The 24054-nt window shown below is 41.3% G+C and carries 19 protein-coding genes and 4 tRNA genes; 8 read left to right on the top strand and 15 right to left on the bottom strand.

Translation table 11 applies throughout. The features are described 5' to 3' along the window. The first annotated feature begins 43 nt into the window (after positions 1–43). The 4 genes from BLR37_RS14175 to BLR37_RS14160 are packed head-to-tail and all read left to right on the top strand — an operon-like array spanning position 44 to position 8072. Complete coding sequence (locus BLR37_RS14175) at positions 44–3646, top strand: SusC/RagA family TonB-linked outer membrane protein (protein WP_090769637.1); 3603 nt, start codon at positions 44–46, stop codon at positions 3644–3646. A gap of 11 nt (positions 3647–3657) precedes the next feature. Next, the gene (locus BLR37_RS14170) at positions 3658–5052 is read left to right on the top strand and encodes a RagB/SusD family nutrient uptake outer membrane protein (RefSeq protein ID WP_090769635.1); all 1395 of its coding nucleotides are present in this window, start codon (positions 3658–3660) and stop codon (positions 5050–5052) included. Between the two features lie 22 nt (positions 5053–5074). Further along, positions 5075–6997, top strand: coding sequence for a TlpA family protein disulfide reductase (locus BLR37_RS14165; protein ID WP_090769634.1), 1923 nt, complete (start codon positions 5075–5077; stop codon positions 6995–6997). A gap of 1 nt (position 6998) precedes the next feature. Beyond that, positions 6999–8072 carry an alpha/beta hydrolase family protein gene (locus BLR37_RS14160; RefSeq protein WP_090769632.1) on the top strand — a complete coding sequence of 358 codons (1074 nt, stop codon included), beginning with the start codon at positions 6999–7001 and terminating at the stop codon, positions 8070–8072. Positions 8073–8158: 86 nt separating this feature from the next. On the opposite strand, the gene BLR37_RS14155 is transcribed toward BLR37_RS14160, so the two are convergent. Continuing rightward, positions 8159–10198, bottom strand: coding sequence for a PAS domain-containing sensor histidine kinase (locus tag BLR37_RS14155; RefSeq protein WP_090769629.1), 2040 nt, complete (start codon positions 10196–10198; stop codon positions 8159–8161). Between the two features lie 91 nt (positions 10199–10289). On the opposite strand from BLR37_RS14155, the gene BLR37_RS14150 reads away from it, so the two are divergent. Beyond that, entirely contained in the window at positions 10290–11036 is a 747-nt protein-coding gene (locus BLR37_RS14150; protein ID WP_208599662.1) for a DUF92 domain-containing protein, read from the top strand. A 1-nt stretch (position 11037) separates the two neighbouring features. Here the strand turns inward: BLR37_RS14150 and BLR37_RS14145 are convergent, their stop codons facing one another. From BLR37_RS14145 to BLR37_RS14125, 5 genes are all read right to left on the bottom strand, one after another. Continuing rightward, on the bottom strand, positions 11038–11403 hold the full coding sequence (locus BLR37_RS14145) for a hypothetical protein (protein ID WP_143009577.1): 366 nt from the start codon (positions 11401–11403) through the stop codon (positions 11038–11040). Between the two features lie 627 nt (positions 11404–12030). Beyond that, positions 12031–12783, bottom strand: coding sequence for an SDR family NAD(P)-dependent oxidoreductase (locus tag BLR37_RS14140; RefSeq protein ID WP_090769626.1), 753 nt, complete (start codon positions 12781–12783; stop codon positions 12031–12033). A 27-nt stretch (positions 12784–12810) separates the two neighbouring features. Beyond that, a complete protein-coding gene (locus tag BLR37_RS14135) occupies positions 12811–13098 on the bottom strand; it encodes a hypothetical protein (RefSeq protein ID WP_090769624.1) in 288 nt (95 codons plus the stop codon). A 99-nt stretch (positions 13099–13197) separates the two neighbouring features. Next, entirely contained in the window at positions 13198–14343 is a 1146-nt protein-coding gene (gene chrA, locus BLR37_RS14130; RefSeq protein WP_090769622.1) for a chromate efflux transporter, read from the bottom strand. Continuing rightward, positions 14340–15233 carry a helix-turn-helix domain-containing protein gene (locus BLR37_RS14125; RefSeq protein WP_090769620.1) on the bottom strand — a complete coding sequence of 298 codons (894 nt, stop codon included), beginning with the start codon at positions 15231–15233 and terminating at the stop codon, positions 14340–14342. Before BLR37_RS14125 ends, chrA begins: the two co-directional genes overlap by 4 nt. A gap of 155 nt (positions 15234–15388) precedes the next feature. On the opposite strand from BLR37_RS14125, the gene BLR37_RS14120 reads away from it, so the two are divergent. Then, positions 15389–16447 carry a flavin monoamine oxidase family protein gene (locus BLR37_RS14120; protein ID WP_090769618.1) on the top strand — a complete coding sequence of 353 codons (1059 nt, stop codon included), beginning with the start codon at positions 15389–15391 and terminating at the stop codon, positions 16445–16447. A 116-nt stretch (positions 16448–16563) separates the two neighbouring features. Here BLR37_RS14120 and BLR37_RS25665 read toward each other — a convergent pair whose 3' ends face one another. The 3 genes from BLR37_RS25665 to BLR37_RS14110 form a co-directional block, all read right to left on the bottom strand. Continuing rightward, positions 16564–16698 carry a hypothetical protein gene (locus BLR37_RS25665; protein WP_279615740.1) on the bottom strand — a complete coding sequence of 45 codons (135 nt, stop codon included), beginning with the start codon at positions 16696–16698 and terminating at the stop codon, positions 16564–16566. Positions 16699–16723: 25 nt separating this feature from the next. Beyond that, positions 16724–16807, bottom strand: a tRNA-Leu gene (locus BLR37_RS14115). Positions 16808–16875: 68 nt separating this feature from the next. Continuing rightward, positions 16876–16951: transfer RNA gene (locus BLR37_RS14110), tRNA-Gly, on the bottom strand. Positions 16952–17343: 392 nt separating this feature from the next. On the opposite strand from BLR37_RS14110, the gene BLR37_RS14105 reads away from it, so the two are divergent. Then, on the top strand, positions 17344–17796 hold the full coding sequence (locus tag BLR37_RS14105; RefSeq protein WP_090769616.1) for a GNAT family N-acetyltransferase: 453 nt from the start codon (positions 17344–17346) through the stop codon (positions 17794–17796). Positions 17797–17806: 10 nt separating this feature from the next. On the opposite strand, the gene BLR37_RS14100 is transcribed toward BLR37_RS14105, so the two are convergent. The 6 genes from BLR37_RS14100 to BLR37_RS14075 all read right to left on the bottom strand — a co-directional run bounded on the left by BLR37_RS14100 (position 17807) and on the right by BLR37_RS14075 (position 21415). After that, entirely contained in the window at positions 17807–18586 is a 780-nt protein-coding gene (locus BLR37_RS14100) for a helix-turn-helix domain-containing protein (RefSeq protein ID WP_090769614.1), read from the bottom strand. Positions 18587–18614: 28 nt separating this feature from the next. Then, positions 18615–19271 carry a Rossmann-fold NAD(P)-binding domain-containing protein gene (locus BLR37_RS14095; protein ID WP_090769612.1) on the bottom strand — a complete coding sequence of 219 codons (657 nt, stop codon included), beginning with the start codon at positions 19269–19271 and terminating at the stop codon, positions 18615–18617. A 7-nt stretch (positions 19272–19278) separates the two neighbouring features. Continuing rightward, on the bottom strand, positions 19279–20307 hold the full coding sequence (locus BLR37_RS14090; RefSeq protein ID WP_090769610.1) for an SDR family oxidoreductase: 1029 nt from the start codon (positions 20305–20307) through the stop codon (positions 19279–19281). 292 nt (positions 20308–20599) lie between these two features. After that, positions 20600–20683 (bottom strand) — tRNA-Leu (locus tag BLR37_RS14085). A gap of 73 nt (positions 20684–20756) precedes the next feature. Next, positions 20757–20832, bottom strand: a tRNA-Gly gene (locus BLR37_RS14080). Positions 20833–20926: 94 nt separating this feature from the next. Continuing rightward, complete coding sequence (locus BLR37_RS14075) at positions 20927–21415, bottom strand: regulatory protein RecX (protein WP_090769608.1); 489 nt, start codon at positions 21413–21415, stop codon at positions 20927–20929. A gap of 61 nt (positions 21416–21476) precedes the next feature. On the opposite strand from BLR37_RS14075, the gene BLR37_RS14070 reads away from it, so the two are divergent. Continuing rightward, positions 21477–23936, top strand: coding sequence for a bifunctional UDP-N-acetylmuramoyl-tripeptide:D-alanyl-D-alanine ligase/alanine racemase (locus BLR37_RS14070; RefSeq protein ID WP_090769606.1), 2460 nt, complete (start codon positions 21477–21479; stop codon positions 23934–23936). Positions 23937–24054: the final 118 nt, after the last annotated feature.

Genomic DNA, 24054 nt, shown 5'->3' with positions numbered 1-24054 from the left:
AAGTTTAATAAACCAATACTAACTAACCAACCTAAACAATTTAATGAAACAATTTACACAAACCCTAAAAAGGGGCATTGTGCTTATGCTTGTGGGCGTATCTATTGCTGCGGGTGCTTTTGCACAGCAAAACAGCATACCCCTGGCTGATGCACTTAACCTGATTGCGAAAAAGTACAATGCCAAATTTGCTTACGAACACCGCATTGTTCAGGGCAAAACAGCAGATAGAAATGAAGCATCAAAAGCTAAAAACCTGGAAGAAGCACTTAAAGATGTATTGTATCCAAATAATTTACTGTTTTTATATGTAAGCGAAGGCAACTATACCATCGTAACCCGTGATACGAAAACCAGCTTATCGGTGATTATTGAACCGAATGCTGCAAAAGTAAACGATAAATCCAATGAGCACTATATAACAGGCAGGGTAGAAGACGAGAATGGTAACCCTATGCCTGGGGCTACCTTAAAAACCAATGCTACCAATCAAACTTTTTTAACCAATTCCAGTGGCGAATTCGCCATGTTTGTGAGTCCTGATGCAACAGAGCTTAGTGTTTATTACCTGGGCTACGAACCCTTCTCCCAAAAGATTAACGCCAATACCAAAAGTTTAAGAATGGTGTTAAAAGCAACTGTTAATCAATTGGAAGAAGTAAATGTGGTTTCTACAGGTTATCAAAAAATATCGAAAGAAAGGGCTACCGGAGCGGCAACAGTAATTACGGCCAAAGAACTTGAAAAAGTACCGGTTCCAAATGTACTTTACCGTTTAGAAACCATGGTGCCAGGCGTAAAAATAACCCTCAATTCAGGTGATAATAGTTTTGTGTATGGCAATACCATGAACGCTATAAATGGTGGTACACGTACCAGAGGGACCAGTGATTACGGCATGACCGTTCGTGGCAGGGGATCACTGCCAGGTCCGCAGGGTTCAGAAAGTTTTCCGTTAATCGTTATCGATGGAGCCATTTCTGAAAACGATATCTCAACCATTAATCCAGACGATGTAGAAAGTATAACTTTTCTAAAAGATGCTGCGGCCGCTTCAATTTGGGGCGTGCGTTCCGGAAACGGTGTAATGGTAATTACTACCAAAAGAGGGAAGAACAATCAGGCACCAGTTATCAATTTTTCTGTAAATGCTGCGGTTTCCAATCATCCTGACTTAAATAAGTTACCACTTATGAACGCTGCTCAAACCATTGCTTTTGAGCAGGAACTGGTAAACAAAAACTTAATTATTGCGCCAAGCAACACTACGCCGATGGGGCAGCCTTTAGCTACAGTAACCGATTTAACCTTTAAACTTAAGGCCGGAACGATTTCGCAGAGTGATTATAATACAGCCATTGCCCGTTATTCAACGATGGATAACCGCAGCCAGGTAGCGGATTATCTGTTAAGACCTGCTAACAACCAGGTTTATAATTTTTCGGTAAGCGGTGGTAATAATTATTCAAATTATTTTTACTCAGCTTCTTATGCCAATGAAAACCCTTATGCAGTTGGAAACAATGGTCAACGGCTTACCGTTACTTTAAACAATACATTCAAATTATTTAAAGTAGCAACATTATCAACCAATGTTAAGGGTGCTTTCTTAAAATATAAAAATAATGGCATTAGCTTAAATACTTTATATGCACCATCAGCTACTGCGTTTATGCCTTATGATCAATTGGTTGATGATAATGGAAATCGTGTTGCTTATTCAAGAAGGTATTATGCCGGCTGGGTAAATACTTTATACCCTAAAGGATTTTTAAACTGGGGTTATAATGCCCTGGATGAAGTTGAAAATGCCGATAACACGCAAAAGGATAACAACTATAGCGTTAACCTTAACTTAAGCGTTCCGGTATTTAAAGGGCTAACGGCCAACGCATTTTATGCAAATGAGTTTGGGTTTAGTAATGCCCGGAGGTATTATAATGAGCAAAGTTTTTATTATCGTGATTTTGTGAATGGTTATACACCAATACCCACTACAGGCAATGCAACCAATAGCATTGGGCTGGCTAAAGGCGCAGGTATTTTAAATAGCCAGAATACTACTGCCAATAACTATACGCTAAGAGGGCAGTTAAATTACGACCGCACATTTGGTGCCGATCATCAGGTAACGGCCATTGCAGGTAGCGAAATCAGGGAAACCAATGCCGGCCAAACCACGGGTACACTATACGGTTATAACACCGGAACTGGTTTATCGAGACCGGTAGATTTTTTTACTCCATATCCTACAATTGCAGGTTATAGTAGCTCATTAAGTGGATCTTATCCAACGCTTCAGGATAAAAAAAGAAGGTTTTTATCTTATTACAGTAATGCTGCCTATACCTATAAATCAAAATATACACTGTCTGGAAGCGTGAGGTATGATGATTATAATAATTTTGGGTTAGACCGCAGTTTCAGGGCAACTCCGCTGTATTCATTCGGTGCAAAATGGGATGCCTACAAAGAGACCTTCCTGAAGAACGTTTCGTGGATCTCGAATTTAAGTCTGCGCGGAACCTATGGCGTAAATGGCAATATCTCTACACAGCTATTCCCTTTTACCTGGATTTCTGTTGGAGCTGCCGATCTGACTACAGGCTTGCCTTATGCCAGTATTATTTCGCCGGCCAACCCGGAATTGAGGTGGGAGAAAACTTATATGAGCAATATCGCCATAGATTTCGGTTTCCTGAAAAACAGGTTATCGGGCTCGGTAGATTTTTATCATAAAGATGGAAAAGACCTGCTGTACCAATTTCCGATTAACGGTACTTACGGGGTAACAACATTAACCCGCAATTCGACAAGAATGACCGGCAAGGGAGTTGATGTTGCCCTGAACGGAATTATTTATACCGCAAAAGATTGGGATATTACATCAAGGCTTAATTATGCCTATAATACCAATAATGTAGAGGATACGCGTTTTGTTCCTACATCAAGTTTTTATGCCAACCCGGCTTATGGCTCGCTGTTGGCCGGCTATCCAAGTGATAAAATATTTGTTTACCGCAATGCAGGTTTAGATGCAACCGGGATGACTTTGGTTTACGATGAAAACGGAAATAAAGTGGCCGCTAACCAAAACGTAACCAACGTAGCAGCGCTGAAATATGCAGGCAGGAGTGCGCCAAGCCATTTTGGAAGTTTTATTCAGAGTGTAAGGTACAAAGATTTTACCCTGATGGCAGTTGCCAGCTATCAGTTTGGAAGTGTATTCTTAAAGCCTACAGCAAGCAGTTACTCCAGCTCCAGATTAGGAGTGAAGTATGACCTGCACGAAGATGTAGCAAGTAGATGGCAGAAAGCAGGTGATGAGGCAACCACTAACGTGCCCGGGATGGCAGGCACTTTTGCCGGAACCAGCTTGTTGCGTTATCAGCAATCAGATATCAATGTTTTAAAAGGAGATTATATCCGTTTAAGGGAACTTTCATTGAGTTACAGGATTCCGACAGAAAAAATTACCAGTAAAATAAAAGGAGCAACTTTCGGTTTTAATGTGCGCAATTTAGGGCTTATCTGGACAGCAAACAAAGCCGGATTAGATCCTGATGTATTGCCGAACCTATCCAGCACTACGCTGGGTTTACCGCCAACTGTTTCGTATAATTTTTCGCTTAACCTAAACTTCTAAATTCAAAGGTCATGAAAATCAATTATAAAGCTATCGTTTTAGCCGCAACTGCATTGATCTTTGCAGGTTGCAAGAAATTTGTAGAAATCAAGACACAAGGTAATCTGGTGCCTAACCAAACCATCAATTATCGTTATTTACTTAACAATACTTCTGGTTTCGAAACCAATCCCAATTTATTCGATTTTGCTGCTGATGATATCAATATTACGGATGCTACACAGATGACCTCGCTCTCTGGCAGTGCATTTTATTATTACTACGTGGCTAGCTATACCTGGCAGCCAGTATTTTATGTGGCAGGCAGCACCAATGAAAATGACCTTAACTGGAATGCTTCATACGCGGTTATTTTAAACTGCAATACCATTATTAATGAACTGCCGGGAAGCGATGGCACCCAGCAAGATAAGGATGCGCTAATTGCTGAGGCAAAGGTGCACCGTGCAGATGCTTACCTGACTTTAGTAAATGCTTATGCGAAGCCTTTCAACGCATCAACAGCCAGTACCGATCTGGGCCTGCCTTTACTTACCGTTCAAACGGTGAGTCAGAGTTTAAAACGTGCCTCTGTTCAACAAGTGTATACCCAGATTATTGATGATTTAACATCGGCCATACCAGCTTTGCCCAATACACAGGCGTATAATACCTTGCCTAGTAAAGCATCGGCTTACGCCGAACTGGCCCGTTGTTATTTGTATATGAATAATTATGCTGAGGCAAACCGCTATGCAGATTTAGCACTTGCTTTAAGAAATACCTTAAATGATTTGGCGGCCTATACAAGCACCTCAACGAACTATCCACGCCGTATTGCCGATCCTGAGGTAATCCTGTCAAAAATTACCAATGGTGGTACAATGGCTTATACGCCAACAGCCTTTAAATTAAGCGATGAGTTGTTAAGCTTACTGGGTACTGCAGATCAGCGCTACAATTTGTTTACCGTGCCTGGAGCTACCATTGGAAGCGGCTACACCGGCAGGTTTTTTTACAAAGAACGTTTTGTTGGCGAAACCAGAAATGTTGGTCCATCGGTGCCCGAAATGATGTTGATTAAGGCTGAATATTACGCGCGCAACAATGATGCTGCAAACGCCATGTTATGGGTAAACCGGTTACGCGAAAAACGCTTTAAGGCGACAGATTACGTAGCAATGACGGCAACATCACCGGCAGATGCCTTAACAAAAGTAATTGAAGAAAGACGCAGGGAATTTTTTGGCAGAATGCTGCGCTGGTGGGATATGCGCCGGTTAAAAAGTGAGCCCGCATTTCAAAAAACCTATACCAGAACCTTTAACGGAACTACCTATACTTTAGCACCAAACAGCAATCGTTATGTATTTCCGATAGCCGAATCGTTGAGGCAGTTAAATCCTGAACTTGAAGCAAATCCTTAATTAAAATAACAGAAAACCATAAATGAAAAAAAGTATCATCATTGCAAGTGCCATTTCGGTACTTGCAATTTACACCAGCCGGGCTCAGGAAAATTTTTCTTTAACACCCCGTGCAGCTGTTCCCGGAACCACCGTAAAAGTAGCTTACAATCCGGCCAAAACCGTACTTAATAATAAAAAAAATGTGAGTGCAGAGGTTTACCAGTTTCGCAACTATAAATGGAAGAAAGAAGAAATCAAGCTGACTAAAAAAGATAGCCTGTGGACTGCAGATTACATGTTGCCGGCCGATGCAGCCCTGGTAGCTTTTAAGTTTAAAAGTGGCAAGCTCTCTGATATCGGGCATGCTTATGGCTGGATACTTTCAGATAAGGATGGGAAAAATATTCCTGGTGGCTACGCCGGATGGGCTTTTTTGAGGAACGGTTCGGTACCCGAATTCTTCCCTGATTATACCGATAATAAAGAAATGATTGGCGATGATGTGGTAGTTTACTGGATGGAACAGCAAGTAAGACAACATCCGGCAACCAGAAGATATATCGCTTACCCATGGCTCAAAGTATTAAATAAAATCGATCATCAAAAAGCGCAGACACAGGCAGTAAAAGATATTGCCTACCTGAAAAATCTTCAAAACTTTACGGAGCGTGATCTCGGCGATATCAAAAAGATTTATGCAGAGGTGCTTAACAATAAAGTGGCAGCAGATTCTATGTCGAAAGTAATTGCCGGAATCGATTCGGCAGCCATTAAAAAAGCAAACCCCGATAAACTGGCTGCTTTTAAAGCACTGGGCTCGGAACGTGATTATAAAAAGGTACTGGCGCTGAATATTAATTTTTTAGAACGCTATCCATCCGAAAAAGCCGACAGAACTTTTGATCAGAATAACTGGATTGATTACTCCAGGATTTACAGCACCATTGCGATTATTGCCTCGGTAGAAAAAGATACGGTTACCTACAAAAAATACCTGGCTAAAACACCTTTTGCCAGTTTATCTACCATTTTTTATAAATGTATGCAAGTACCTTACGTTTCATTAAAAACGTTTGATGCACAGCAGGCTTATGTGTACGCCCGTCCGATAGTTGATCGTTTTTTTCAGTTTAGTGATGAAAAACCTGAGCATTTTATGGATGTATACTTTGATAGCATGCCTACCTATGCCGATATATTGATGCATTTGGGTAAAAATGAAGTGGCGTTAAGTCTGGCAACTTCTGCCCAGCAAAAATACCAATATGAAAAAGCTACCCTAAACGAATTGCAGGCTGTTTTATTAGAAAAGTTGGGAAAAACGGATCAGCTACAACAGGTGCTGGAAAACAGTATGCGCAAAAATCAAATGAGCCCGGTAATGTTGGATATGTTGAAGAAAAGTTATGTGAACCGTACCAAATCAGAAAACGGATACCAGGCCTATCTATCTACACTGAAAGATGTGAAGCTCGATTCGGCATTGGAAAACAAGGTAAGACAATCGATGATTAAAAAAACTGTTCCAAATTTCAATGTAAAAAGTAACCGGAACGGCAAAATGGTTTCGTTAAATGATTTGAAAGGAAAAGTTGTTGTATTTGATTTCTGGGCTTCATGGTGCGCGCCTTGCAAGGCTGCATTTCCGGGTATGAATATGGCAGTGCAAAAATACAAAGACGATAAAGATGTGGTTTTCTACTTTGTTGATACACAGGAGAAAATGAAAGACTACGAAACTTATGTTAGCCAATATTTAAAAGACCACAATTTTGATTTTAATGTATTGTTTGATGCAGATGCTAATTTTTCGAAAAGCTATGGTGTAGGTGCCATTCCGCATAAAATGGTTATTGATAAGAACGGGATGTTGCGTTTCTCAGAAGTTGGTTACATGGGAAGCCCGTCAGAACTGGTTGATGAAATAAGTATGATGATTGAACTGGCGCGCAAAGGAGAATAACATGAGAAAATTGATTTTTGTAGTAACCTTGCTGTTTTCGGTAAATGCATTATACGCCCAAAACACCGATGTAACATTTAAAAACGGAGATGGAACCATTACTTTCGGAGGAACCTTGTCTGTTCCTGCTGCTGAAAAAAATAGTGGTAATGCTGTTATTTTAATTTCAGGGACGGGTAAGCAGGATCGGGATGGGAATATGGCGGGCCACCCATGGTTTAAAGTGCTTGCAGCGTACCTGGTTGATAAAGGCTTAACCGTATTGCGTACCGATGATCGGGGAGAAGGTAAAACGACCGGGAAATATGAAACTGCCACCACTGGCGATTTCGCAAAGGATGCACTTTCGGCAGTGGCTTATTTAAAATCCAGAAAGGAGCTAAAACTCAAAAAGATCGGATTACTGGGGCATAGCGAAGGTGGTGCCGCAATTACCATTGCAGCGGCAGCATCGAAAGATGTTGCATTCCTGATCAGTTTATCCGGATTGGCCACAAATGGTTACCAGGCGCAGATTTTGCAAAATGAAGATATAGTAGCTGCAGCCCCCATACCAGACCGTGATAAAAAGCGCTACAATGAAATTAATGCGCTGATGTTTAAAACAGCACTGAAATATGCTGATTCATCGACATTAGATACCATGTTGAACCGGGCATATGCCGCCTGGAAAGTAAAAGATGATGCGCTAATCAAATCAGAAGGGGTTGAGTTTGATCATTTCCGTTATCCGATTTACAGCTATGTAAATAATGCAACGGGGCCATGGTACCGTTATTTTATAAAGTATGATCCTGCACCTTATCTTGCCAAAATTAAAGTGCCGATTCTGGCCATCAATGGCAGTAAAGATATTATGGTTAATCCGGCTGTGAATTTGGCGGACTGGAAAAAACTATCGGCCGCAGGTGGGAATAAAAATGTAAAAACCATCGAATTACCTGGGCTTAACCATCTGTTGCAACACTGCAAAACGTGCCAGATTCAGGAGTACAAAGAAATCAAAGAAGATATTGCCCCAGAAGTATTTTTAGAAATAGGAAAGTGGCTTAAGGAGCAGAAAATAATTAATTAGTTAATGATGACTGTAAACGCGGTTGACGGATGTCGCCGCGTTTTACAATAAATCAAGGAAGGGAAATAAATTTTGGATCAGGGATCCTAATTAAGCGGCAGCCTGAATGAAAATGTACTGCCTTTCCCGAATTCACTGTCTACCCATATTTTTCCCTGGTGCCGTATTATAATTTCAGCACACAGGTACAAACCTATTCCGAAACCAGAGATGGTGCTGTTACTTTCGACACGGTAATATCGCTCAAACAGCTTTTGCTGGTGCTCTGGTTTAATTCCAATTCCCTGATCAGTTACACTAATGGTAATGTGATCGTTTTCAGTTAAGTAGCTCATTTTAACCTCACTTCCGGGCATCGAATATTTGAAAGCATTGCCCAGGAGATTTTGAAGTACCTGGCCTATTTTGTTTCGGTCTGCATAAACCATTACCTCATCGGTAACAGATAGGTTAACCGGATAACCGGTAGTTAAAGCTACGGTTTCTTCACGTACTTCTTTCAGCAACGCTGTTATTTCAAATGCCTGCTTATCAATGGCAATCTTACCCGATTCCAAGCGGGAAACATTTAAAAAGCCATCAATCATCCGCGTCATGCGTTTAACCTGGTTTAAAGATTTTTCAATCGTAGCAAGCATTGTACTTTCCTGATTGCGGTTGGCGTGGTGCTGCAGCAATTGCAGATAAGCGTTTATCGAAGTAAGCGGCGTTTTAAGTTCATGGCTCGCCATCCCGATAAAATCATTCTTGCGTTGCTCGTCTTCTTTTTGTTCGGTGATATCTAAAACAGAGCCAATAAAGCGCAGAGGCTGATCATGAACGTCGAAATAAACCTGTCCCTTTGCCCTTATCCACCTCAGTCTTTTGTCTTCATATCCAATGGTTCTGTATTCTATATCATAAATGCCATTGCTGGCCTGCTTGTCAAAAACATAAGCCAAAACCGAATTTATCCTGTCTAAATCTTCTGGGTGGAGGTTTTGCAAAAAATCGCGCTCAAATTCCACCTCATCTGAATGGCTGATTCCAAATAGCAGCCTGCACCGATCGTCCCACTCCAGGCGGCCGGTAACCATATCCATATCAAAAGTACCCAGTTCTGCAGCCTCTTTCGATAACCTGATTTGTTCGTAAGCCTTTTGAAGTTTATCTTTAGATTTGACATATTCGGTAACTTCAGTAGCGGTTTGCATCAAACCAACCACCTGTCCGTTTTCTTTTAGTGGCGTATAGGTCAGATCATAATAGCCTAACATCGATTCGCCATTTTTTACCAGTGTGATGCCAACAGCGGGCACATGATGCGTAAGCCCCGTCCGGTAAGCGTAAAACAGTTCATCAACTACCGGTTGCCCAACGAGTTCAGGTATTGCCTCAAACCAGGTTTTTCCTAAAACTGAGGCATCCCTGCCAATTAAATTCAACATCGGCTCGTTGATCACATCAAAAACCATATCCTCGCCTTTTGTAATCAGCATCGCAACGGGAGAGGAGTGGACCATATTTTTAAACCATTCGCGGCTCCGCTCAAGTTCCGTCCAGCTCTCTAACATTTCGTCCTGCTCACGATCATGTGCCTGAAATTTCAAAGAAAGTGAATCTCCGGGCATGTTGAACTGGTTTTCCTCAGCCATTTGTATATATTCGATACCGGGACGTTTTACTGAAGCTTCCAGCTGGCCTAAGCTCAGGTTATCAGCAACAATTGCATCTATCTGTTCGATTTGGCCTGAAGTTTTAGATATTAACCAAACCGCGATTTTTGACTCGCCTGAAGTCTCTTCAAGCGCGCTGGCAAAATAGCTATAGCCTGAAAACGGCGCTATGCTTGCTTCCAGCGCCGGAATTTGTACCGGTAGCGAAGCTATTCCCGGAGCCGCTTTTAGCTGATGAAAAAAAGCAGGGAGAGTAGCAGATACATGCTCACCAATAATATTGCCGAAATGTTTACCCAAAATTTCTGCATGGCTTCCATTTACCAAATCCAGAAATTGCTCATTGGCAGCCTCCAGCTTCAGATTATTGGGCTCAATAATACATACAGGTATAGGTGCAAGTCTGATGAAATCGGAAATAATGGTCTTGTTCTGCATTTGGATAATCCCCTTAAATACAAAAGTAATCATTCTGATAATTTAGTCAAGCTGGTAGGCTAATTGATACGCTCAAGTTAATATTTTATCTTAGTAACATTTAATGTGGCGAAAAAGCATAGATTTGGAATTAATCACGCCATACCATAACTATATTTTGTCTGATTTCTTTTTTCCGCTTATTATCATCCTGGGAATGGGCTATGCTATACTTGCAAAAAAGCTAACCATTCCGGCTTCCTTTACCGGTGCTATCCTGGCCTGCATTATTTTCCTGGCTTCGGGTTATACCGGGTTTGCAATGATGACTACCTTTTTTATTTTGGGCACCCTGGCTACTTCGTGGAAACGGCATCAAAAGCAGGCATTTGCCAGCAAGGAGGAAACCAGAACAGGGCGATCTGCCTTTCAGGTATTTGCCAATGCAGGTGTTGCCGGTATTGCAGCTGTACTGGCTATACTATTTCCACAGCTCAGCAACCTCATGTTGCCCGCAATGGGCGCCGCTTTTGCTTCTGCTACAGCAGATACACTGTCGTCAGAATTGGGTATGGTTTACGGACGAAGGTTTATCAATATCATCACTTTTAAAGTTGAGCAATCCGGATTGGATGGCGTAATTAGTCTGGAAGGCACCCTGATTGGTATTGCAGGCAGCAGCATTATTGCAATGATTTATGCCTTGGGGCATGGCTGGAATAACAGCTTTTTCTTTATCATAATTGCCGGTACCATTGGCAATTTAACCGATTCTGTACTGGGTGCCCTGCTTGAACGGAAAGGGCATATAGGCAACAATATGGTGAATTTTTTGAATACCTTAATCGCAGCGTTGGTATTACTTGTGCTAATCAAGGCCGGAACCTGCTAAATTAGCGGTATTGTACTTTTTCGAGTATAGAAACTGTTTGCGACAGGTTCTGGATCATTTTATCTTTGAGTTCGATGGTTTTGTTCTTTTCGCTCAACAGGCTTTTTAATCTTTTAATCTCCTCAGCCGAGGCCTTTATCTCTTTTTGATTGTGGTCTGAAAATAACTTTCCCTTTTCATAGTAGCTGAAAAAGTTATAGCCCAATATCTCGCTTACGGTAGCCAGCAGCGCCACATCCAGGCTGGAGCTATTGATGATTTCCTGTGCCTTATTTTTACTGATGGCCATTTTTTCGGCCAATACGGCAACAGAAATTCCCTTGGTTTTCATTTCCTTCCAGATCATCAATCCTATGTGTACACTCATTATCGTCTCCGTTTTAAAATTCAAATTACCAAAATGTTAATCAATCCCCGAAAAATTCCTGTTAATGATAACCAGTCTAATTATATTCTTGGTTTAGACTGTTATGCTATAAATTGTATCGATTGCCGCTGCTTTGGGAAGGCGCTTTAGAATAGGTGGTTTGATATTTAGTGAAATATCTTGTTTTGCTGAAGCTAGTTCCCTGATTTGTAAACAGGATTGGTGGAGCGAATTTATTTAATGAGTGAAAAGGATCTGAAACAAAAAAGCCTCGATTTTCATCAAGGCTTTTCGTTCGATTTTTTTTTTGTACTCTCAAGTATCCAAATTACAAATCAATTTGAAAATGATTTAAAATTATTAGCCACGATTTTAGAGAAATAGCAAGGTTTGGGCCATTGGCGGCGGGAAATTTATTACATCATCGTAAAACCAAACACTCTTGATCAGGGCCTAACATTGATCCGCTAGGCGGTGGGGCTTTACAATGCCATAAGACCGGACTCTCGTTTGGATACAAAACGACAGATCAGATATGTAAAAAGTCCTCGCCGATATTAATCGGCAAGGACTAATTAACCATAAATAAGGAGCAACCTGTTTTAGGATAAGTCACTCATTTTTAGGTTAATTCCTTCCGGCGATAACTCCGCCATCAATGTCCCATATAGCACCTGTTACCCAGCTTGTCTCATCCGATAAAAGAAAATTAATGGTTTTTGCTACATCCTCAGCTGTTCCTACCCGTCCGATAGGATGAAAGCTATTGAAACCCTGTAAGGTTTCGGTGATCTGATCTGCTTCGATAAATGAACTATAGATGGGTGTAACCACAACCGCAGGAGATACCGCATTTACCCGGATATTATAGTCTGCGAGCTCCATAGCCAGGTGATGGGTCAGACTGTGAAGGCCTGCCTTAGCCATGGAATATGCTGATGATGGGGTAGCCTTAATAGCCTGTTTGGCCCACATAGATCCAACATTGACAATAGAGCCTCCGCCATTTTCTTTCATTACCCTGGCAGCGGCCTGGGTGATCAGGAAGAAAGCCTTATTGAAATCGTGATAGATATCATAATCCTCCAGGCTGTGTTCCAGGAAAGATTTGGGTTTAAAATATCCGGCTGCATTTACCAGGTATTTTAATTCCGGTAGTTCCCTACTGAGCTTTTCAGCGAAATTTTTAACTTCTTCAAGGTTCGAAAGGTCTACGGGAAAAATGCGTACTTTTCCTCTGTGTGATAACTCTTTCTCAGCGGCATGAAGGTTATCACCATCCCTTGCGACAATAACCACTTCAATACCTGTAGCGAGCAATATTTCTGCTGTGGCTTTGCCCATACCGGTAGAACCACCAATAATTAATGCTTGTTTCATTTTCTGTTTTTGATTTTATTTAGGGTATTAGGCCACGGTATAGATTTTAACATCCGGGCTGGCTTGAAGCAGTGGCTTTAGTGAGAGCACCACATCTTTATTAAATAGCTCGCTACCCAGATATTGCTGGGCGCTTTCAACACTGTCGAATCCGTGAAGAACCTGAACATTTTCTACATGTACAAGGAGCTCTTTGGACAATGCGCCTTTAATTGTTTCAAGAAATGGCGCTTTGTATTTTTGGTATATACCTGCTGCATTTGCCCTATCAGTATCCTTGATCTGTAAGGTAATTTCTAAATATGCCTTTGTCATAAAAATTGTGTTTTAATTTCTATACAAAGGTCTGTAGCAGGCAGCTCGCAAAAAATGGAGAGAATGGAGAAGATATGGTAATAATCGGAAACAGGGTTTTTAGACAGGCCAGATGCTTAACAGTAAAAATCCCCCCATGCTCCCAATTAATATTATCAGAACGGTATTCATATTTTTAATTAACATGGTCAGTGCAAAACATACGGCTAATATGACGCTGCTTTGCCAGTGCTGGATCGACGATGTGAAAAGATGAAGGCCAACAACTGCTATTATGGAAATCGAAGCCGCACTTAATCCGTCCAGGAACAAGCGCAGCTTTATACTTTTTCTTGCAGCTGATAATAGTCGGTGCAAAAAGAAGGAGATAAAAAAGGAAGGCAGGAAGATAGCAACGGTGGCCAGAACGCCCCCCATCCAGCCATGAATAAGATAACCAGCAAAAGTTGCACTGGATAGTATGGGGCCAGGGGTAATCTGTCCCACAGCGATTGCGTCCATGAGCTGTTGCCTCAAGAGCCAATGGTTATTTCTCACCAGTGCTTCATCCATATAGGCAAACAATACATACCCACTCCCATACAACACCGCACCAATTTTCAGGAAAATCAGAAACAGCTTAGCATCTGTAACGTGGCTATTTGTTTCTGATGTCATAGAGGATAGCATGAGCCCGGTAAATGCTGGCAAAATGTCTTTCGAGTGATGGATGATGTAGTTGATCAAACCTGCACCAATGATCAACAAAACTTCGTTTAAACCAAATAAAGAACCTGCAAAAACAAAGAGGCAAAGGATGATTAACTTAATATCGCTTTTTACAGTTGCATTCCACAAGCGGAATACTGTTCCTATAACAAGGGCTGTAGTAGCTGGACGCAAGCCAAACAAAAAGCGCTGTACGTCTGGAAGCGCACTGTACTTTTGATAAAAGAAACCAAACATCAGGCAAATAAGCATTGCTGGAAATATATAGCAAATGCCTGCTACCACTAACCCCAATCTTCCGCCTCGTTCTTTACCGCAATGCATGACAACTTCAACAGCATTCGGACCTGGAATGATATAGGATGTCGCCAGCACATCCATGAAATGTTGATGGTCGATCCATTTCCTTTTTACCACCATCTCATTTTCAATAGTAGCTACCATACCAGCAATTCCACCAAAGCCAATCGTTCCCAGCTTCAGACAGGATGCCGCTATTTCTTTTAACCTTATTACTTTGCTATCTGCTGCACTCATGAAATTGACTTTCTAAAATCGGAAGGGGCCGTTTGCGTTTGCTTCTTAAAATACTTTACAAAGTAGGAAGGGTCATCAAATCCCAGGCGATAGGCAATTTGGTTTACATTCAGATTGGAGTGTACAAGCAGTCTTTGAGCTTCCAGAACAACTCGCTCCTGAATCACTTGCAATGGTGTTTTATTTAGTGTTTGCGCAGTGAGGTCTGATAAGGTTCTGGACGAAATATTCATCAGGCCTGCATACTCTGCAACGGACAAGCCTCTGGTAAAATGCTCATCTAAAAGATTGGTAAATCGGATCAGTTGTTCCCTCTTCATATCTGGCATAAATGGGAAGCTATGCTTGTCCTGCTCCAGTTGATTTTTTCTTCGTTGAACCTGTATTAAAAAGGCTGTAAGATAGGACTGGAGCAATTCTTCCCGTGCAAAATTTTCAGAATTTATCAGTTCAGTCTGCATTTGTGCAACGTACTGCGATAGATCGACTGCGAGCTCACTGCCAACACAACAAGAAGGGAATTGAAAGGGATTATTAAATAAATTTGATTTTACCAGGAATTCCACGCCACTTTGGCTTTGGCCTAAGAACAATTCACTGAAATGGATAAGGATTCCTTCATAATCAGTTCCATTGTCAAAGTAATGAACCTGGTTTTTGGCAATAAAGAATATCGCGTTCTCAAAAACATCGTATGATTTGAAGTCGACAAAATGCTTGCCTGTACCGTGGGTAAACCAAATGATCTGGTAAAAGCTATGGATGTGGGGCTTGTTCGCCTTGCCCTGGTTCTGCGCCAAATAACTTTTTAAGTCATGTATTAAAAACTGTGGTTTGTCGGGTTGGTGCCGGTTTAAATGATATTCATGAATTGCTTCCTGTTTTTTCATGTTAATAACGTCTTGGCGCAAGGTAGCAATTTTGAAAAGGATACCTGCCCGTGTTCAAAAACAATATACATTATTGCTTAAACTTACCATCAATATTCCCAAAACTACCAGATATGTGCACCATTCAATATTGACCTTTGCAGCATTACACTACTATGGAAAAGCATCAGCATATCATTATCGTAGGAGCAGGGTTAAGTGGTCTCACCCTGGCCTATTTACTTTCAAGCCATGGGGTTAAGGTATCCATTCTGGAAGCTTCGGCCAGGGCTGGAGGCAGGATTCAAACAATAGCAGGAAAATTGGGAACACCATTAGAGCTTGGTGCAACCTGGTTTTCTGATCAGCATATCCATATGCTGGATCTTCTGGATGAATTGGGCTTAGCAAAATTCCCGCAATATGCTGAAGGTGTCTGCTTGTTTCAAACCAAATCCTTTGAACCACCTCAGGAGTTTTATGTGCCGGCCTCTGATACACCGTCTTACCGCATTGCAGGTGGCACACAAAAATTAACTGATGCCTTATTGAATCGATTGCCAGAAGCATCAGTATTGTTCGATAATAAAGTCATTTCGGTTAAACAGTGTGATAACGAAATTGAAATAGAAACTTCTAAAGGGATTGTACAAAGGGCAGATAAAGTAGTGATATGCATGCCTCCCCAACTTGCAGGAAAAGCAATACGCTTTTTGCCAGCGTTACCCCAAGATATGATGACATTACTTCCTACTGTTCAGACCTGGATGGCCGGTGCAGTCAAATTTGTAGTGGAATATGAAAAACCATTCTGGCGCCAAAAAGGATATTCAGGAATGGTATATAGCCATGCCGGTATAATTACCGAAATGTACGATCATACTAATTTTGAGCAAAATAAATATGGGTTTACTGGGTTCCTGAATGGCGGAGCAACATCATTTTCTTTTGAAACCAGAAGAGAAATAGTTCTTCAACAGCTTGCCTTATTGCTTGGCCCAGAAGCGAAATCCATTTCTCTGTATAATGATAAAATCTGGTCGGACGAATTCATCATTGAAGGTAGTCAGTTTATCCAGATGCCCCATCAGCATAATGGCCATCCATTGTTTCAAGAATCTTTCTATAAAGGAACCCTGTATTTCTGCGGTACAGAAACGGCAACGATTCACGCTGGATATATGGAAGGAGCAATCCAATCTGCAAAATTGCTTTTTGCTAAAATTTGCAAATAATGGGACTGCTTGGGGATTTCCGAGAAAATGCGCTATAGACAGACAATCAAATTGGTAGTCGTTTTGATGGAATGCATTATCGAACCACAAAATTGAATGGGGGAGCAGAATTTTTTCTACTGGCAGGTGTCCGCACCTGCCAGCTTTTGGTTGTCTGCATCGGCAGATAAGATCCCAACCGATGGATTGCGGATATTTGAAGCCCATTTACCGGAATAGCTATAAAACACAAAAGCCTCGATTTTCATCAAGGCTTTTCGTTCGATTTTTGTTTTGTACTCGGGGCGGGAATCGAACCCGCACGCCTTTGAAAGCACAGGATTTTAAGTCCTGCGTGTCTACCAGTTCCACCACCCGAGCATTAGCCGCTACCGATCTCCATCGGCTTGGTTAATGTTAAAATAAATGCCTTCGGTTAGGAAGGCATTTGGAGCGAAAGACGAGATTCGAACTCGCGACCCCGACCTTGGCAAGGTCGTGCTCTACCAACTGAGCTACTTTCGCAATTGAAATACTGATGTGTTGTATTCCGTTGGGGTTGCAAATATAGAAATATAAATATCACAATCAAAAATAATTTTACTTTTTTTGCTTCAAATAGTAGGCTGAGGGGCATTTTTCCTCGAAATAACACATAGAAAAAAGCATTATTTTTTTATGTTTTTGAGCTTAAAATTAAAAGATTATCAGTGAGTTAAAAGCAGGTTTGATCACATAGGTAGAGGAGTTTTTTAGGGGTAAAAAAAATAAAAATATTTTTTCTACAGGGTATAAAAAACAGCAAAACTGGTGTTCTGCTCTCCCTTTCTTTAATAATAAATTATTTTTTTGATTAATATTGGCTCCTGCTAAAAGACAATTTTCTAAAAAAAAACTAAAATAAAAATCAATCAGCCATGAAATATCATACCCTTGTTAAAGCATTTTGCGATTTAAGCCCCGATGAACTCTACCAGATTATGCGGTTGCGGATTGAGGTTTTCGTGATTGAGCAACAATGCTTTTATCAGGATGCCGATAATAAAGACCAACAGTGTCATCATTTAATGCTTTTTAAAGACAATGAGCTGGTAGCCTATGCACGAATCGTTCCGGCTGGACTTTCTTTCGAAGAAGCCTCTATTGGCAGGGTAATTACCAGCGCGCAGGTAAGGGGTACAGGAGCAGGCAAGGTTTTAATGGAGGCGGCTATGCAAACCTGCAGGCAAATTTTTGGCAATGTTCCGATAAGGATTGGCGCCCAAACTTATGCTCAGGCATTTTACGCCGCACTGGGTTTCGAGACATCGGGCGATGAGTTTATGGAAGATGGAATACCACATATTGAAATGGTAGCCCATCCTTTGTAAAGAATAAAAACTACAAATGACTTGCCGCTACGCCAAAAGCTTTTTTAAAAGCAAAAGAAAAATGCGATAAATCTTCGAAGCCCAAATCGAGATAGATATCCGTTGGCCTTTGCTTTTTCTCTTCAACCAGGAAGCGGGCTTCCTGTAATCTCCTTTGCGTTAACCAGCGGTTTGGTGTTTGGCTAAAGATTTTTTTGAAATCTCTTTTAAAAGCCGAGAGGCTGCGGCCTGTAAGGAAAGCAAAGCGTTCTAAACCTACGTTAAACTTATAGTGCTGCTGCATAAAAGCTTCGAGGTTTATTTTGCCTGGAATGCCAAAATCAAACAAAATATCCGATAATTCGGGCTGCAGTTGTAACAGGATGAGTAGCAGTTCTTCGCGTTTGGCATCTTCGAAAGCCTTATCCATCTGGTCTGTTTCCGTGTAATAAGGATCTAACGAAAGCAGGAAACTGTTAATTAATCTGTCTTTCTTAATTTTAATAAAAGCATCTTTCGACTGGTAGTTTTGAAATGCAAAAGAATGCTTTTTCAAGAAATCTCTTAAAAATACTTCGTCGAAAATGAAGACTACCTTTTCAAATTCATTGTTATCGCGTTGTTTGTTGTAGCGTGCCAGTCGATTCTTGCGCACCATACAGCATTCGCCAGCTTTAAGCTTATAGTGTTTATGACCATCGTAGCCGTTCATGGAGCCTTTAGCGAGAAATATAAAAAAATGTTCGGCTATAAACTGCTCGGGCGATACTGCCGGGCCAACAAAGCAGGATTTAATTTCTGTTATTTTCATGTCGCCGGTTTACACCATTTAAAATATTTCACGATTTAGCCTGTAACTTAATGTCGCTGACTTCGAGAATGGGTTTGTCGTAGCCCTTAGCTACACATTGGATCATGGCCAAGCCTACTTCGCGCATGGTACAAATCCAGTTCGGGAATAGGAGGTACCATAAAAACGACAGCGCATCAAACACGCGGTAAATAAACCTGAAGTTTTTTTGTCCTTTAACCGGTCGCATAAAACCCGGCCTGAAATTATAAACGGCTTTAAACGGTAATTTAAGCAAGGCATTTTCAGTCCGGCCTTTTACCCGGGCCCACATTACTTTGCCCTGTTCGCTACTGTCAGTCCGGTTGCCCGAAACGTATATGAAAGTCATTTCCGGTTGAATGTTTGCAAGTGTTTCGGCAAATGGTACAACAAAATCGTAGGTTTTGCGGGTAAACGAAGCTTCATCTTCGCCAACAGAGCTAACGCCTGCACAAAAGAAACAGGCATCGTAAGCTATTAGCTGATTATGGTAATTTTTAATTTCAGCGAAATCCTTTACAAGCAGTTCTTTTAATTTCGGATGTTTCAAGCTCAGCGGTTTCCGGCTAATGGCCAGCACCGCTGTAACCAAAGGGTTTTCGAGGCAAACCAACAGAACGCCTTCGCCAACTAAGCCGGTGGTGCCGGTAATGATTATTTTCATGCTGCTTCTATTTTATGATACCTAATTTAATTAAACTATTTGCAGTCGCCAAAATTGCCTCATCGGTGCTGCGGGGTTTCCAACCCAACATATTAATAGCTTTTTCATTGCTTGCCCGTTTTATCATGCCTAAATAAGGGGCAACTGCTTTCAGTTTTGGATTAAATATGCTCAGCAATTTAATCAGCCAGCTGGGTAATTCGGCTGTGGGCACCTTTGCAGCTTTTTCGCCTAGATTTTTCTTCATTACTTTTGCAATATCAATCAACGAGTAGCCTTCACCAGCTGCGGCAATAAACCGCTGACCATTGGCCTGGGGCAGGGTCATGGCTTTAAAATGTAAATCTGCCACATCGCGTACATCAACATAGGCCGAAATAATTTTAGGACAGGCTTTCATTTCGCCATTCAACATTTGTCTGATGCTTTGGATTGAGTGTGAAAAGTCGTTTGAGAGGACAGGCCCCAAGACCCCTGTCGGGTTAACCACTGCCAGTTCCATACCTGCACCTTTGGAGGCCATAAAATCCCAGGCTGCCTTTTCAGAGATGGTTTTCGATCTTTGGTAGGGGGCTACCGTATCGTTTAATACCGTCCAGTCGGCCTCTGTATAAGGCGTGGTTTTTACCGTACCCATGCCCACCGCACCAAAGGCCGAGGTTAGTACCACTCTTTTTACGCCCGCCTTTTTGGCTGCACGCAATACAAAAAGTACCCCGTTTTTAGCCGGAATTACAAAATCATCTTCGGTAGTGGCGTTGGTATAAGGGGTAGGCGAGGCTACGTGGATTACATATTGGCAGCCTTCAACCGCTTTTTCCCAGCTGTCTTCATTTTCCAGGTCGGCTTCGGCGAAAGATAAGTTGTCGAAATTACTGATGCCGCCTGCACCAAGCATTTCTTTTACCAAATCTGCTTTTTTAAGCGAGCGCAGTGTAGCTTTTACCCGGTAACCATTGTTTAGCAGTGCAATAATGCAGTAAGAAGCTATAAAGCCCGAGCCTCCGGTTACCAAAACTGTTTCTTTATTTTTCATTTGTTAAAATTTGATGAAACAAAGTTCGGCAACGTATCATAAAGTCAGTTTGTTTAAAAGTCCAGATTGATTGGGGAAAAGATAAAAGCTACGGGAAAAACAAATTAATAAGCGTAGTGATTAACCGGGATAAAACCGAATATGGCGATAAAATCAGGATCAAAGTCGATGCTAAAGATTACGCCATTTGAGTGATGGGAATAAAGGTTTAGCAAAAATATTTGGCTTCAAAGCAATCTAAAACAAAAAAGCCTCGATTTTCATCAAGGCTTTTCGTTCGATTTTTGTTTTGTACTCGGGGCGGGAATCGAACCCGCACGCCTTTGAAAGCACAGGATTTTAAGTCCTGCGTGTCTACCAGTTCCACCACCCGAGCATTAGCCGCTGCCGATCTCTATCGGCTTGGTTAACTTTAAAATTAAATGCCTTCTGGTAGGAAGGCATTTTTTTGGAGCGAAAGACGAGATTCGAACTCGCGACCCCGACCTTGGCAAGGTCGTGCTCTACCAACTGAGCTACTTTCGCATTTACAAAACTGATGTTGTTGTTTCGTTTTGGTGATGCAAATATAGGCAGATTTATATATCTGTCAAGAGATTTTTTATTAAAAATTTAATATTTAGTTTAAACTGCTGGCTTTCAGTACTAGTAAAATTAAATCAGTTTCAAATCCTTTTGTCTGAAGATAGCTCATCAGCTTCATTTTTCTTTTAAAGGGATCATTTTCGTTCAAACTTTCTGCTTTTTTTACTGCCAGTTTTTCCAAAGCGAGTAGATAATCGTCTTCATCCAGACTGTAAATTGCTTTTTGCAGCAGCTTATCCGGAACACCTTTCTGTTTTAAACCCTGTTTAATTTTGACCCGACCCCAGTGTTTGATGTTAAATTTTCCGGAAGCGTAATTCAGGGCAAACCTTTCTTCATTTAAAAAATTGTTCAGAATCAGGTCTGTAATAATTTCTTCCAGTTCATCGCCCCGCATGCCAAGGTCTAACAATTTGCCACGCACTTCCTTTTGCGAGCGCTCCTGGTACACGCAAAAACTTTCGGCCTTGGCCAATGCCTGCTTTTTATCTAATATTATACCCTCTTGTTTACCGCTTTTCATAATTATTTACTGAAATTCGTAAAAATATAAACGATTACCCTATTTTCTGAATAAAAATAGCATGCAGAACTCCATATATACCATTGCCAGAATAGCCGAAATTTTAAATGCCGATGCTAAATTAATTGATAGCGAGGTGGTTATTCAGTATTTGGTAATCGATAGCCGATCCGTACTTGTTCCTGAAAATTCGATCTTTTTTGCACTTGCTGCTCACCGCGACGGGCATGAGTTTATTAAAGATGCTTACGCCAAAGAAATCCGCAACTTTGTTATTACCGACGAAAAATACATTGCCCAATACCCTGATTGTAATTTTTTAAAGGTAGAAGACGCCCTTGAGGCCTTGCAGCAACTGGCCATTGAACACCGCGAACAATTTAACCTTAAAACCATTGGGATTACCGGCAGTAATGGTAAAACCATCGTGAAAGAATGGTTATACCAGTTGTTGGCAGCCGATTATAATATTGTAAAAAGTCCTAAAAGTTATAATTCGCAAATTGGTGTACCGCTTTCGGTGTGGCAAATAGATGCTGACCATACTTTAGGGATTTTCGAAGCTGGTATTTCGGCAATAAATGAAATGGAAAGCCTGGCGAAAATTATCCGGCCGGAAATCGGTATTTTAACCAATATTGGCGAGGCACATGCCGAAGGTTTCAGCTCAAAAAAAGAAAAACTAACCGAAAAGCTGAAGCTTTTTAAAGATAGCGAACTTTTTATCTATTCGCCTGAATATGTAGGTGAAGTAAGCGCTAAAGATCTGCCTGGTAAAAAACAATTTAGCTGGAGCAGTAAGCAAACGGCCGATTTACAAGTGATTGCGGTGGAGCCGATTGAAGGTAATTGTTACCTGAGGGCCATTTATCAAAACCGCGAAATAGAATGTTTATTGCCCTTTAAAGATAAAGCTTCGATTGAAAACGGCATGATTTGCTGGGCTACTTTACTAGCCTTAGGATATACGCCTGAGCAAGCCGATTTACGTTTGGAAAAACTGAGCCATGTTAGCATGCGCCTTGAGCTTAAAAACGGCATTAACCAGTGTTCCATTATCGACGATTCGTACAGTGCTGATATTTCTTCACTCGCCATTGCCCTCGATTTCCTGAACCAGCAGAACCAGCATGCGCGCAAAACCGTTATCCTTTCCGAGTTATTTGAAACCGGAAGAGACGACCTCGACCTATATACTGAAATAGCTGAGCTGCTTTTGCAGAAAAAAGTAAACCGATTGATCGGGATTGGTACACACATTGCCCGTTTTGCCGATCTCTTTAAATTCGAAACCCAGTTTTTCGATGATACCAATGCTTTTGTAGAAGCTTTTCCGGGTTTACAGTTTAGTCATGAGACCATTCTGGTAAAAGGAGCCAGGCGCTTTGAGTTTGGTCGCATTAGTAAGCTGCTGACCCAGAAAATACACGATACCGTTTTAGAAATTGATTTGAATGCCATGGTTGGTAACCTGCAGTTTTACCGTTCTAAAATTAAACCTGGCGTGAAAATAATGGCTATGGTAAAAGCCTTTTCTTATGGCAGTGGTAGTTTTGAAATCGCTAACCTGCTCCAGTTTCATAAAGTAGATTACCTGGCGGTTGCTTATGCCGATGAGGGCATCGCCTTACGCAAAGCAGGCATTACGCTGCCTATAATGGTGATGAGTCCGGAAGAATCTGCTTTCGAGGCGATAATCAAACATCAGTTAGAACCTGAAATTTACAGTGTTGATATTCTGAACAGTTTTATTAATGCGCTTTCTGATTACGATTTCGATTACCCCATTCACATTAAGATTGATAGCGGGATGCACCGTTTAGGCTTCGATCAATCGGAAATTAGCACCTTAACCGGCTTGTTAAAAGATAATGCCAAAGTAAAAGTGCAGAGCATTTTCTCGCACCTGGTGGCCAGTGGCGAAGCCGAGCACGATGGTTTTACCCAACAGCAAATCGTACGTTTTAATACCATGGCACAACAGTTATTGGAAGTATTAACTTATAAACCTTTGTTGCATATTGCCAATACCTCGGGTATTTCGCGCTGGCCAGAAGGGCAAATGGATATGGTTCGTCTGGGTATTGGTTTATATGGTTTCGATTCGGCATTGCCACACAACCGTGGTCTGCAAACCGTTATGGTGCTTAAAACCACGGTAAGTCAGGTTAAAACATTGGAGCCTGGTGAAACGGTTGGCTACAGTCGTAAGGGGGTTATGCCCCATGGAGGCAAGATTGCAACCGTAAAAATTGGCTATGCCGATGGCTACAGCAGGGCTTTTGGCAATGGGGTAGGTAAAATGCTCATCAATGGTAATCTGGTGCCCACAATAGGCTCTATTTGCATGGATATGACGATGCTGGATATAACCGGGATCGATGTTAAAGCTGGCGATGAAGCCATTGTTTTTAATAAAGAACATACCATTATGCAACTGGCCAGCGATGTAAATACCATACCTTACGAGATTTTAACCAATATTTCGCAAAGGGTTAAAAGGGTTTATTTTTATGAATAAGTTTATTAGTCATTGGTTCATTGGTTATTAGTAAGGCAGATTGCCTACTGGTCCGTTGGTTAATGGTTTGATGGTTCATAGCCTACGCTAACGGCAAATTGCTATGGTATGCAACTTG

The organism is Pedobacter soli (genome assembly GCF_900101435.1).
Taxonomy (GTDB): Bacteria; Bacteroidota; Bacteroidia; order Sphingobacteriales; family Sphingobacteriaceae; genus Pedobacter; species Pedobacter soli.
This window is presented reverse-complemented; position numbering and strand designations above follow the sequence as displayed.

Bases quoted from the DNA above. Each gene is read 5' to 3' on its own strand.
- BLR37_RS14175 (WP_090769637.1), top strand. From the start codon at position 44: ATGAAACAATTTACACAAACCCTAAAAAGGGGCATTGTGCTTATGCTT.
- BLR37_RS14170 (WP_090769635.1), top strand. From the start codon at position 3,658: ATGAAAATCAATTATAAAGCTATCGTTTTAGCCGCAACTGCATTGATC.
- BLR37_RS14165 (WP_090769634.1), top strand. From the start codon at position 5,075: ATGAAAAAAAGTATCATCATTGCAAGTGCCATTTCGGTACTTGCAATT.
- BLR37_RS14160 (WP_090769632.1), top strand. From the start codon at position 6,999: ATGAGAAAATTGATTTTTGTAGTAACCTTGCTGTTTTCGGTAAATGCA.
- BLR37_RS14155 (WP_090769629.1), bottom strand. From the start codon at position 10,198: ATGATTACTTTTGTATTTAAGGGGATTATCCAAATGCAGAACAAGACC.
- BLR37_RS14145 (WP_143009577.1), bottom strand. From the start codon at position 11,403: ATGAGTGTACACATAGGATTGATGATCTGGAAGGAAATGAAAACCAAG.
- BLR37_RS14140 (WP_090769626.1), bottom strand. From the start codon at position 12,783: ATGAAACAAGCATTAATTATTGGTGGTTCTACCGGTATGGGCAAAGCC.
- BLR37_RS14135 (WP_090769624.1), bottom strand. From the start codon at position 13,098: ATGACAAAGGCATATTTAGAAATTACCTTACAGATCAAGGATACTGAT.
- chrA (WP_090769622.1), bottom strand. From the start codon at position 14,343: ATGAGTGCAGCAGATAGCAAAGTAATAAGGTTAAAAGAAATAGCGGCA.
- BLR37_RS14125 (WP_090769620.1), bottom strand. From the start codon at position 15,233: ATGAAAAAACAGGAAGCAATTCATGAATATCATTTAAACCGGCACCAA.
- BLR37_RS14120 (WP_090769618.1), top strand. From the start codon at position 15,389: ATGGAAAAGCATCAGCATATCATTATCGTAGGAGCAGGGTTAAGTGGT.
- BLR37_RS14105 (WP_090769616.1), top strand. From the start codon at position 17,344: ATGAAATATCATACCCTTGTTAAAGCATTTTGCGATTTAAGCCCCGAT.
- BLR37_RS14100 (WP_090769614.1), bottom strand. From the start codon at position 18,586: ATGAAAATAACAGAAATTAAATCCTGCTTTGTTGGCCCGGCAGTATCG.
- BLR37_RS14095 (WP_090769612.1), bottom strand. From the start codon at position 19,271: ATGAAAATAATCATTACCGGCACCACCGGCTTAGTTGGCGAAGGCGTT.
- BLR37_RS14090 (WP_090769610.1), bottom strand. From the start codon at position 20,307: ATGAAAAATAAAGAAACAGTTTTGGTAACCGGAGGCTCGGGCTTTATA.
- BLR37_RS14075 (WP_090769608.1), bottom strand. From the start codon at position 21,415: ATGAAAAGCGGTAAACAAGAGGGTATAATATTAGATAAAAAGCAGGCA.
- BLR37_RS14070 (WP_090769606.1), top strand. From the start codon at position 21,477: ATGCAGAACTCCATATATACCATTGCCAGAATAGCCGAAATTTTAAAT.